Annotated in this window: 10 protein-coding genes; all 10 read left to right on the top strand. The window is 57.9% G+C overall.

The features are described from left to right. Positions 1 to 89: 89 nt before the first annotated feature. Entirely contained in the window at positions 90 to 1664 is a 1575-nt protein-coding gene (locus GNX18_RS18620; RefSeq protein WP_166220033.1) for a hypothetical protein, read from the top strand. A 461-nt stretch (positions 1665 to 2125) separates the two neighbouring features. Next, positions 2126 to 4216, top strand: a complete 2091-nt coding sequence (locus GNX18_RS18615) for an SUMF1/EgtB/PvdO family nonheme iron enzyme (RefSeq protein ID WP_166220031.1) — start codon at positions 2126 to 2128, stop codon at positions 4214 to 4216. 77 nt (positions 4217 to 4293) lie between these two features. Continuing rightward, positions 4294 to 4566: a hypothetical protein gene (locus GNX18_RS18610; RefSeq protein ID WP_166220022.1), complete on the top strand. Its 273-nt coding sequence runs from the start codon at positions 4294 to 4296 to the stop codon at positions 4564 to 4566. A 91-nt stretch (positions 4567 to 4657) separates the two neighbouring features. Then, positions 4658 to 5452, top strand: coding sequence for a MotA/TolQ/ExbB proton channel family protein (locus GNX18_RS18605; protein WP_138236167.1), 795 nt, complete (start codon positions 4658 to 4660; stop codon positions 5450 to 5452). Positions 5453 to 5507: 55 nt separating this feature from the next. Further along, the gene (locus GNX18_RS18600; protein ID WP_166220020.1) at positions 5508 to 6812 is read left to right on the top strand and encodes a hypothetical protein; all 1305 of its coding nucleotides are present in this window, start codon (positions 5508 to 5510) and stop codon (positions 6810 to 6812) included. Then, entirely contained in the window at positions 6802 to 7884 is a 1083-nt protein-coding gene (locus GNX18_RS18595) for a VWA domain-containing protein (protein WP_138236169.1), read from the top strand. Before GNX18_RS18600 ends, GNX18_RS18595 begins: the two co-directional genes overlap by 11 nt. Next, positions 7881 to 8885, top strand: coding sequence for a vWA domain-containing protein (locus GNX18_RS18590; RefSeq protein ID WP_138236170.1), 1005 nt, complete (start codon positions 7881 to 7883; stop codon positions 8883 to 8885). The genes GNX18_RS18595 and GNX18_RS18590 overlap by 4 nt, the downstream gene beginning before the upstream one ends. Before the next feature lie 29 nt (positions 8886 to 8914). Beyond that, positions 8915 to 9589 (top strand): hypothetical protein, encoded by a 675-nt coding sequence (locus tag GNX18_RS18585; RefSeq protein WP_240914101.1) that lies wholly within the window; start codon positions 8915 to 8917, stop codon positions 9587 to 9589. A gap of 80 nt (positions 9590 to 9669) precedes the next feature. Further along, positions 9670 to 10344 (top strand): hypothetical protein, encoded by a 675-nt coding sequence (locus GNX18_RS18580; RefSeq protein ID WP_240914100.1) that lies wholly within the window; start codon positions 9670 to 9672, stop codon positions 10342 to 10344. A 59-nt stretch (positions 10345 to 10403) separates the two neighbouring features. Then, positions 10404 to 11858 (top strand): M48 family metalloprotease, encoded by a 1455-nt coding sequence (locus GNX18_RS18575; protein WP_138236172.1) that lies wholly within the window; start codon positions 10404 to 10406, stop codon positions 11856 to 11858. Positions 11859 to 11868 lie beyond the last annotated feature (10 nt).

Here is an 11868-nt window from a genome sequence, read left to right as displayed (position 1 = left end):
TTTCCTGGAAACACGCTCAGTCGGCGGCGGGGATCAACCCATCCCGTCTGCCGGCGACCCGAAAATAACAGCGAACGGTGCGGAACATCATGCAATACCGCGATCCATCATCGGACGATGAATCCTTTATCCAACCCGCCGACTTTTCTTTCGGCGGTGAGCCAAAAACGGACAATCTGGGCCAAGCAAAAAGCCAGCAAACGGGAAGTGATGGAACCACTGGTGCGCACGCCGCGAAAAAACTAACGCCCTGGTTGCTGGGCGGCGCGATGATCGCCGCGTTGGTCGGTGTATTTTGGGTATTGCCGCAAGTTGTGGAAAAACCTGCGGTCGCATCCGTCGCAACCACTGTTCCGGCGGCGGCGACACAAAAGGCCGCACCCAAGGTAGAGGTATCCCCCTTTACCGAGGCGGAAATCACCCAGCAGCGCCGGGAAGTGCAGCAGGTGCTGCAGGAAATCCTGCAACTGCAGGAAGAGCTGATAGAGCGCAAGGTAGAAACCTGGGCGGCGGAAGAGTACTTCGCCGCACGCACTCTCGCGGAAGAGGCAGACGGTATTTATCGCCAGCGAAAATTCATGGACGCGTTGCAGCAGTATCGTCTGGCACTCACCGGCCTGCAGCAGCTGCGCGACAGTATCCCCGCACGTATTGAGCAACATCTGGCGGAAGGGCACGCGGCGCTGGATACCGGCGACGCCGCTGCTGCGAACAAGGCTTTCGATCTGGTGCTGACCATCTCCCAGGATCACCCGCGCGGCGTCAAGGGCAAGTCCCGTGCGGAACGGCTGCCGGAAGTTTGGCCGCACGTTGTTAGCGGCAAAGACGCCTTTGCGGAAAATGCTCTGGATATTGCCAAGGCGGCACTGGAAAAGGCCCTGAGCCTGGATAGCGAAACCGAACCCGCGCAAGCCCTGCTGCCAAAAGTAAATGCGGCAATCCTTGAGCGGGATTACAGCCAGGCCATGTCCGCGGGCTATGCCGCCATTGCCGCCGGTGACTATGACACGGCCAAGGCCTCGTTTCACAAAGCCAAGAAGCTCAAGCCTACCGCCAGCGACCCCGATGTGGGTATCACCCAGGCGGAAAACGGTCTATCCAAGGCCCGCCTGGATCGCCTGTTTGCCAGCGCTTCGGAAAATGAAGCGCAAGAGCAGTGGCACCAGGCGGCGGAGCAATATGGCAAACTGCTCAAACAGGACGGGAGCCTGGTGGAAGCCATCACCGGCAAGGCTCGCGCCGATGCCCGTGCCAAGCTGGACGATCAACTCCAGGAGCTGCTAAGCGATCCCCTCACCCTGGGGCAGAGCAAACGCAATCAGTATGCGCGCAAGGTTCTGGCGGACGCCCGCGCGCTCAACGCAGACACACCGCGCCTGAAAAATCAGATAGAACAGCTTGAAATCGCACTGACCAAATCCCTGATACCGATTACGGTTTTGTTGCAATCCGATACCAGTACGCACGTAACCATTTATCACGTAGGCAAACTCGGCAATTTTTCCGAGCGGGAAATCGCACTCAAACCTGGCCGCTACACCGCGGTTGGTACCCGCCAGGGATATCGCGATGTGCGCCAGGAATTTGTTGTCGACCCCGGTTCGGAGTCTCCGGTTGTTACGATCCAATGCCAGGAAAAAATTAACAACGCCAATAATTCCTGAACCCGGAAACCAACTCCAGCGCGGGCAGATCAAAAGCACACGACGTGAATGTCGCGGTGATTTTGAATTGGCTGCGCGCGCCTCCCGCAGATTTTCTGACCGGCGGACCATACTTTTCATTACTCCCTCACACCGACATTGACGCCAGTGACGCGTATCGGATGCGCTCCTGGGCATGGACGAATTTGTCGTCCCGGTATCGGTAAAACCGAAAAATCCACGCCAAAAAGACCGGCGCCCAAGCTGCGGGTGCCAGAGCGGGCTAAGCTGAAATGCGCGGCTCTGCCTTTGGGACTTTTGGTACCCAGGCGACCCGGACAGGAAACCGGTGTGGCGACAGCCGCGGAAAAATCAATAAGTACGCAGTAAGGGGACCTCTAAAAATCGCAGCGAGCACCGCCGGACGCCATCAGCCGCACGAGCAGTAGATTTTGAGAGATACCCGTAACAGGAAACCATAAATGACAGCTAAGGAAGCGGTACCCGTTCGCGAAAACGAGCCGGCCAATGATGATGCCTCCGTCATCCAGCCAATCGGTTTCACCCCTGCCCAGGTTTCCAGTGGTGGCAACAAACTGCTGCTCTCCCCCAAAGCCATCGCTGTGGTTGCCAGCCTCTGCTTCGGCGCGCTTATGCTGGTTTACCTGCTGGTGGCACGCTCCCTGATTTTTGAAACCCAGCCTGCGGATGCCGATGTTTCCGTCAGCGGCTTTGCCGTGCGCCTCGGCGACGGCCATCTGGTGCTGCCCGGCAGTTACCGCTACACCGTCAGCGCCACCGGTTATCTGCCGCAGAGTGGCGAAGTGGAAATCAGCAGCGACAGCAACAGCCGTCACGCGGTGAAGCTTGAGCGCCTGCCCGGGCATTTGCAGGTCATTACCGAACCAGCGGTACCCGTGCGCATTCTCGTCAATGGCGCGGAAGTGGATAGCAGCGAAGGCCTCGCCAAGTCCATTCCCGCCGGCCGCAAACGTATCACTGTACTAACGGAGCGTTATCTGCCGTTCAGCAAGGAAGTGGAAATCGAGGGGCTCGACAATACGCAGACCCTGACCGCCAGCCTGCGCCCGGCCTGGGCCAATGTACATATCACCAGTAATCCAGCCGGCGCCACCGTCAGCGTGGAAGGAAAAATCCTCGGCACCACGCCGCTGACAGCGGAACTGGTGCAGGGTGATCGCGTGGTCGACATCTCACTGCCGGATCATAAAACCGTACAGATTCCGGTTCCGGTCACCGCCGGGGTGGATCAGACCCTGCAGACTGTCGACCTCGCGGCCGCGGACGGCACCCTGCGGGTGGTGAGCAACCCACCCGGGGCCAGCATCACCGTAAATGGCGAGTACCGCGGCCAGGCCCCGATGGACGTCGCACTCGCTTCCAACCGCCGGCATCAGCTGCGCTTCTTCCTCGACGGTTACCGCTCTGTGGAGCACACCGTGGATGTGCGTGCTGGCGATCTGCGCGACCTGAACGTGGATCTCACCGCAGTATTCGGCGATGTCACCATCACCAGCAGCCCACCGGAAGCGCAGGTATTCATCGACGGCAGGCTGGCGGGGGTTGCCGGCGAAACCTTCACCCTGCCCACCCGCAGCCACACCATTACCGTGCGCAAGGCGGGCTACGAGGATTATCAGACCACCATCGTGCCTTCCAGCAAGCTCAAGCAGAGTGTGCGCGCAATACTGCTCACCGGTGAGCAGGCGCGCTGGAGCAATGTGCCCGCGGAAATCACCCACGGTGCCGGTGGCAAAATGCTGCTGATGCGCCCCAGTTCAGAATTCACCATGGGCTCCTCACGCCGCGAACAGGGGCGCCAGGCCAATGAGGTACTGCGCAAGATTTCTCTCACCCGCCCGTTTTACATCGGCACAACCGAAGTCACCAACCGCGAATATCGACGCTATCAGCGCATGCACAGCTCCAGCCACACCAATGGTGTCAGTCTGGATAACGACAGCCTGCCGGTGGTGAACATCAGCTGGAATGACGCCGCCCTGTTCTGCAACTGGCTGAGCGCCCGTGACGGTCTCAAGGAGGTTTACCGCACTGAGCGCGGCCGCGTGGTGGGGTTTGACGGCAGCGCCAACGGCTATCGCATGCCCACGGAGGCCGAGTGGGCCTGGGCTGCCCGCTATGAACGCGGCGCCATGCGTAAATTCCCCTGGGGTAATGCGCTGCCGGTGGGCAAAAACTCCGGCAACTACGCCGACAGCAGTGCCGGCCAGATAGTCCCCGCAGTACTGCGCACCTATAACGACAACTATGCCGCCACCGCACCGGTGGGTAGCTTCGGCCCCAATCATCTTGGCCTGTTCGACATGGGCGGCAATGTCTCCGAATGGATTCACGACCTGTACACCATCGGTACGGGCCTTTCTACCAGGGCTGAAGAAAACCCGGTGGGACCACAGGAAGGCGATTACCACGTCGTGCGCGGCTCCAGTTGGCGGCACGCGGGACTCACCGAACTGCGCCTGTCTTACCGGGATTACGGCGCGGAAGCGCGCGATGATGTGGGCTTCCGCGTGGCCCGCTGGGTCAATTGATCGCGATGCCATAGAAGTACGAACAGAGAGAAGTAAGAGCAGAGAAAAGTAGGAACAGAGAAAAACGAGGTGTTGGCATGCAACGCTATAGACAAACCAACCTGGTGCGATTCCTGCCCCTGATTCTGCTGTGCAGTTTCGCGCTGGGCGCACAAGCGCAATCAGCCGCTGACGACGCGAAGACAGATCAGGAAAAGCAGGAAGAAAAAGTCAGCGCCCAGCCTGCTTCGGTCAGTACAAAAAAACCAACAGCAACGATCAAGGCACAGAGCGCCCAAAGTGCCGACAACTACGAAGCAACGGAAGAAATATCGGAAGACCTCTCGGTCTCCTACCCGGTGGACATCTAGCAACAGCGAATAGCGCGAAAATTCCAGCGGAAATCTGAGCAATAGCCGGGCCTCGCCAATGGAATGGCCCCCCAAATAAGCGGGAATACCCATGAAATTCAAGTCTTCAGATTTTATGTTCCAGCTGTTCGCCCTGCTCGGGGCCATCATCCTGGTACACGCCATTTACGTAGCCATCATCCGCCCCAACGCCGACGCTTTGATCCAGGAGCAGATGGCAAGGGAGGAAGCCGGTGAAACCTATATCCAGCAACGCTCGATGTACATTGTGTTGCGCGATTATGAACAGGAAGCCTGCTTCGTACTGATGCTGTGGGCCATGGCCATCATGGGACTTAAGGCACGACGCAGTATGCGCGAGCGCAAACTACTGGACCAGGCGCTGCTAAATGTCAGCGAGGGCACCCCGATTCTGCCGGAAGACGCGCGCGATCTGTCGCGGCCAATCCAGGCCTTGCCGGAGGAGGAGCGCAACTTCCTACTACCCCGCGCCCTGCTCACAGCGCTGCAGCGCTTCGGCTCCACCCGCAATGTGGCCGCCGTTTCCAATTCGGTGAAGGAAGTATGTGAGACCGAGGGCGACCGCCTCGATTCAGAACTGGCGATGGTGCGCTATATCACCTGGGCGATTCCCTCCATCGGGTTCATCGGTACGGTGCGCGGTATCGGCGAGGCATTGGCACAGGCACACCGCGCAGTGGAAGGGGATATTGCCGGTGTGACCGTGAGCCTCGGTGTCGCGTTCAACTCCACTTTTGTCGCACTTGTCATCAGTATTGTCATTATGTTTTTCACCCACCAACTGCAGTTGATGCAGGAACGGCTGGTGCTGGATACCCAGAATTACTGCGACAACAATCTGCTGCGCTTTCTGAAAGTCAGCTGAACAAATCCAGGGCGCCCACGGAGCCGGGCCCCCGTCAAAGGAAACAGGAAATCCCATGAGCAAAGGTGTTCTAGAAATCAACGACTGCGGCCTGCGGGTGTTTGACAGCACGACCGAAGTAGCGGAAAGCCCCGGTGTCGCCATCGTTAACAACCGCGAAATCATCACTGGTACCGGTGCGTTGATGCGCGCGCGCAGCCATCCTACCCAGGTTAATCACCAGTTCTGGCGCAGGCTGAGCCTGGAAACGGTGAAATCCACCAATCCTGGCTGCCGCCACCATGCAGACCTGGCCTTCTGCCACCTGAAAGAAATCGCGGGCCTGTGCGACCTTCCCGATGAAATTGTTCTCGCCGTGCCCGCAAATTTCACCCGTGAGCAATTGGCGCTGCTGCTCGGCGTGGTCAAAGAGAGCCCTTTCAATATCGTGGCATTAACTGACGCCGCCACCGCCTGTATCAGCAGCTGCGCTCCCCGAGGTGTACACCTGCACGTGGAATTGCACCGCCACCAGACACTGGTAAGCCGGGTGGCAGTCCACGAGCGCGCGGAGCTGGATATCGCCGAAACCGTAACCGATGCAGGCCTGCATCATTTTCAGGAGGCCTGGGCGCGGATTTTCACTGATGCCTTCATTATGCAATGCCGCTTTGATCCGCTGCATTCGGCCGATGCCGAGCAGCAGTTGTACGACATGCTACCTCAGTGGATTGCCCGCGCCATGCGCCAGGGCGAAGTTATGGCGGAACTGGACGACCGCACCGCCAAGGTCAGCCTGCGCCAACTTCAGGACGCGAGCACGCCAATTCTGTCGCGGGTGCGCGCCATGATTGAGAATCTGGGCGACGCCAGCAGCGTGGTGTTTGTTTCTCACCGCTGGGCGGAAATTCCCGGCGGCGCACAGCTCGCGGAACGCATTCACTTGCTACCACACAATGCGGTGGCACTGGCGGTGGATAAACGCTGGCAGGAGCTGCACAGCGAAAATGGCCATCTGCGGCTGATCGCAGATCTCAGTGCTGCCCCCGTCGCCGATGTGGCGGTACAGGTCAATGCTGCCGCAGAAGCCAGCGCCACTCACCTGCTCTTTGGCAACCGCGCATTGGCAGCTCAGCAGCCACTGTTTGTCAGCTGGCAGGAGGGAAAACTTCAGGTTACCCCCACGCCGCCCAGTCACCCCGCTGCCACGATCACCCATCACGCGGGCCGACTCGCTCTGCGCGTGGATGCCGGCGCACAACTGATGCTGAACGGTAGAGAAATTTCCTCTCCGGTCAATCTCTCCGCCGGCGACCGTATCAGCGCGGCGGATTTTGCCGAGGTCATCACAGCGATCAGCGTGGAGCATTATGGCGCGTAAGAACCGGCGGTTTACCACCTTCAGCCTGTCGTTTCTGGACATTATGTCTTGCGGTTTCGGTGCCGTTGCCTTGATTTTCCTCATCATCAAGCACGGCTCCGACCACGACATCGAAGCTGAAAATCAGGATCTGGCAGCGGAGGTCAATCTGTTGCAGGAGGAAGTGCAGTTCGGCCAGGAACATCTGGTGCTGGCCCGCAATACCCTCGATACCACCAGCGATGAACTGGCCAAGACTCAGGGGCTCGCGCGCCGCATCATGGAACAGATTGAGGAAATAAAAGGCAACATCGCCGAAATCGACAGTACCACGGATGAAATGGATGTCGCCCGTCTGCAGGAGAAACTGAAAAAGCTGGAGCAGGCGAAACAGAAACTGGAAGAAGAAAATAAAAAGCTCGGCAACAATGTGCGCAAGTTTGTCGGCGATGGCGACCGCCAGTATCTCACTGGCCTGCGCCTCGGCGGGGATCGCATCCTGATTTTGCTGGACTCCTCCGCCAGTATGCTCGGCGACGAGCTGATCAAGGTCATCCGCACGCGCAACATGTCGGATGCGGTAAAACGCGATACGGAAAAATGGCGCCGCGCCAAGCAAACGGTGTCATGGCTGGTGTCACAGTTTCCCCAGGACAGCCAATACCAGATCTACACTTTCAATACCGGGTTCCGCGCCGCCATCGTCGGCACCGAGGACCGCTGGCTGAACGTGGACGATCGCGCGAAAATGGATGATGCCATCAAGGCGCTGGACACCGTCGTGCCGCAGAATGGCACCAGTCTCGAGCGGATATTCAACGCCGTAAACAGCATGTCACCACTGCCGGACAATATCATCCTGATTACCGATGGCCTGCCCACACAGGGCATGCAGGCGGCAAAGGGCAATACCGTCTCCGGCAAGGACCGCCTCAAGCTGTTTCGCAAGGCGGTGGATGCGCTGCCAAAAAGTATTCCGGTCAATGTCATTCTCGCGCCCATGGAGGGCGATCCCATGGCCGCCAGTGAGTTCTGGAAGCTCGCCATGGACACACAGGGTTCGTTCCTCGCACCATCCAAGGATTGGCCATGAGTAGCAAACGCAACAAACGGCAACAGGAAGAGTTCAGTATTTCCTTTCTCGACGTGATCTGCTGTGGCTTCGGCGCCATTGTTCTGCTGTTGATGATCGCCAAGACCGTGGAACCGATTGTGCTCGAGGAAGCCGAACAGGATCTCGACGGCCAGGTGCAGGAGCTGCAGGAGCAGCTGGCGGAAATCCGCGGTGAAACCAGCGTATTGAACCGCGATCTCAACGCCAAAAAGGAACAGCTGGATATTGAAACCAAGCGCATCGCCAAACTCAAGGGTGAATTGGAAACCCTGCAAGCGGTGTACGCGAAGAAAACCGAGAGCGACTCTGAAGAAGGCAAGCTCAAGGGTGAGCTGACCATTGCCCTGCAGACCATGACCGACGAAATGAAGCGGCTGCTGGGGGAAAACTATCAGCGCAAGAATAATGTTATCGGCGGCATTCCGGTAGACAGCGAATACATCCTATTCATCATCGACACCTCCGGCAGTATGTTCAATTACGGCTGGGACCGCATGATCCAGGAGATGGTCAATACCCTGAACCTGTATCCCAACGTAAAGGGAATTCAGGTAATGAATGATATGGGCGACTACATGTTCTCCAATTACCGCAACAAATGGATTCCGGATACACCCGGGCGGCGGCAGGCGGTACTCGACCGTTTGCGTTCCTGGAACCCCTTCAGTAACTCCAGCCCGGTTGAGGGTATCCAGAAGGCGGTGCGCACCTTTCACGATCCCAACAAAAAAATCAGCATTTATGTACTGGGCGACGAATTCACCGGTAAATCCATTCGCAATGTGATGATGGCGGTGGATCGGGTAAATGCTACACGCGGAGAAAATGAGCGCATGGTGCGTATCCATGCTATCGGCTTCCCTATCCAGTTCTCGCGCCCGCTGCACCTTCAGACCACTGGGCTGCGCTTTGCTGCACTGATGCGCGAGCTGACATACAGGAATGGCGGCACCTTTGTGGGGCTGAACGATTTCCGTTAAATGGAACAACGGTGATGGGTGAGGAAAACATGATTCGCTTGTTAAAGGGACTTTTTTCAATAAAACAAGGGGCGATCAGAGCCGCCGCCCTAGTGGTGCTCGCCTGCCTGCTGACAGCCTGCGCGCATACGGTATCTGTCGATGGAAGATTTCCCGCACCGGTGGGCAACCAGCATCCCCTCACCGTAGGAATATTCCTCAGTGAGGACTTCCGGCAATTTACCTACAGCGAGAACCGCGATGACCGCGACGAGTGGAATATCAACACCGGTCGCGCGCAGAAGAATCTGTTCGAGACCGTACTCGGTTCCATGTTCAAGGAAACCGTAAATCTGTCGCAGTATCCGAGCAATCTGCCCCAAGGAGTGGATCTGGTAATTGTGCCGGAAGTGCGCGAGCTGCAGTTCACCATGCCGCGGGAAACCCGTGTGAATATTTTCGAAGTGTGGATCAAGTACGACATGCGCGCCTACAACCAGCAGGGTGACGCGGTGGCGGAGTGGGTGATCACCGCCTATGGAAAAACCCCCACCGCGTTCCTGAAATCCCAGGAGGCGGCACTCGCTCAAGCCATCAATGTGGCGTTGCGGGATGCGGGTGCCACGCTGTATACCGGTTTTGAACGAGTGCCGGAGTTGCAGGCATTTCTCGCCAGCAAACAGCGCGCCCTGAGCATGAAGCAAACGGAAGCAGACAACAACTGAGCATTAATTTTTTCGCAATGGATTTGCCCCCACCTGCCGCATACTCGGCAGAAAATAGGGGATTCAAGGAGGATGTAGCGGTGAAATTTCTGAGCGCGCTTTTTTCCATGTCGCTTCTCGCGGCCCTCAATAGTGGCTGCACCACCGTCGTGATCGACGAATACCGCCGCAGCGCTGGTGAGCTGGCAGTGGGCGACTCCGTGGTAATTCTCGGCCGCCGCCACTCCAGTGAATACGAAACTGAACCCGATTTGATCGACTGTGTCGGCCAGACGCTGCACAACCCAAAATCCGGAGTGAACGTCATTCCCGAGCAGCAGTTTGTAGACGCACTCTATCCCTGGTTTGAGCCACGCACCGCGCCCATGCATATCAAGTCCCTGAGTAAGCTAATGGACATCCCTGACGTGCGCGACCGCATGGAAAGGTACGGGATCAAATATATCGTCTGGATCGACGGCAATACCGAGACCACTTCAAGTGCCGGCTCCATCGGCTGCTCCATCGGCACCGCCGGCGCCGGCTGCTTTGGTTTCGGCACCTGGGACAAGGAGTCCGACTACGAGGCATCAGTTTGGGATTTTCGCGATCAGGAGCTGTCTGGAAAGATCAGCGCCGATGCTCAGGGCACCTCGTATATGCCCGCCATTGTCGTACCCATTCCGTTGATCGCCCGCGTGCAGAACAACGCCTGCAAGGGCATGGCCGCACAGCTTCAGGAATTTCTGTTACCGCCGCAATCCGCCAGCCGCTGAAATAAACGGAGTTTGCAGCAGCGGCTATCTGACTGGAGAGAATAACTAGGGAGCCTCAAATGCACACGCTCAAAAAAAGACTGTTAACCGCCCTGCTGGTAGTCACCGCCGCCGGCTGTTCCTTCAATCCCGCCACCAACCGGCCGGATCTCGTGCTGATGTCGGAAGAAAAGGAAATCAAAATCGGGCGCGAGATGCACGAAAAGCTGGTCGCCAGTACCCCTATCTATAGCGATCCGATTCTTACCGCGTATGTCGAACACGTGGGTCAGAAAATTGCCAAGGCCAGTGACCGCCCGGACCTCACCTACTACTTCACCATCATCGACAGCCAGGATATCAACGCCTTTGCTCTGCCCGGCGGCTATGTGTATATCAACCGCGGTCTGCTGACCTATCTGCACTCGGAAGCGGAAATGGCCGCCGTGCTCGCCCATGAAGTGGGCCACATCACCGCCCGCCACGCCGTGCGCCAGAAAACCGCAGCCACCGGTGCCGGCGTCGCTTCAGTGCTCTCGGTACTGGTCACCGGCAGCGGCGTAGTGGGTGATGTAACCAATCTGTGGAGCACCGCCGCGGTGAAAGGATACGGCCGGGATATGGAGCTGGAGGCCGACCGCTTCGGTGCCCAGTACATGTACAACGCCGGTTATGATCCACAGTCGATGATCAACGTGATTGCTTTGCTCAAGGACCAGGAAACCTTCGCCCGCCGCCGCGCGCGGGTCGAGGGCAAGCAACAGCAGACCTACCACGGTGTTTTCTCCTCGCACCCGCGCAATGACGTACGTCTGCGCGAAGTCGTTGAGGCGGCGGGAAAACTGCCGGATGACAAGAAAATTACCAAGGTGGAGTACTATCGCGAAAAAACCGATGGCATCGTCTACGGCACCAATGCGCAGGAGAGCGAGAAAAACCGTTTCAATCACAAGAGTCTGGGCTTCTCGCTCCTGTTCCCAGAAGGTTGGACAGTGGAAAACCTGCGCTCCGCCATTGTCGGCACTGCTCCGGACAAATCCGCAACCCTCACCATCAAGGTCGATAAGCGCGATGGAAATCAGCCTGCGGATATGGCGCTGCGCGGCGTATACGATGTGCGCAGCCTGGAACAGGATGAGACACTGAATCAGTACCGGCTGGAGGGCCACACCGGTAAGCTGCCGATCAAGTCCAGCGACAGTCCGGACCGGGTGGCGATCCTGTTCTACGGCAGCCGCCAGTACATTCTGGAAGGAAAAATCAGTGAAAAACCGAAAGACACCAAAGCGGCCACCGAGCTGGACAATCTGTTCCTGACCAGCATCCGCAGCTTCCGTCCCTTGCGCCAAACCGACATCGCCAAACCGGACATCAAACGCGTGCGCTATGTACAAGCCAATGACAAGACGACATTCGCATCCCTGGCCCGACACATGGAAATCGGCGAGTATGCGGAGGAACAGCTGCGTCTACTGAACGGTTACTACCCGCGCGGTGAGCCCAAACCGGGGGAATGGATCAAGATTGTGCAGTAAATTGGGGCAG

It is taken from the genome of Microbulbifer sp. SH-1, from assembly GCF_011326135.1.
Classification (GTDB): domain Bacteria; phylum Pseudomonadota; class Gammaproteobacteria; order Pseudomonadales; family Cellvibrionaceae; genus Microbulbifer; species Microbulbifer harenosus.
The sequence above is the reverse complement of the archived record's forward strand: the minus strand, read 5'-3'. Positions and strand labels throughout refer to the sequence as shown.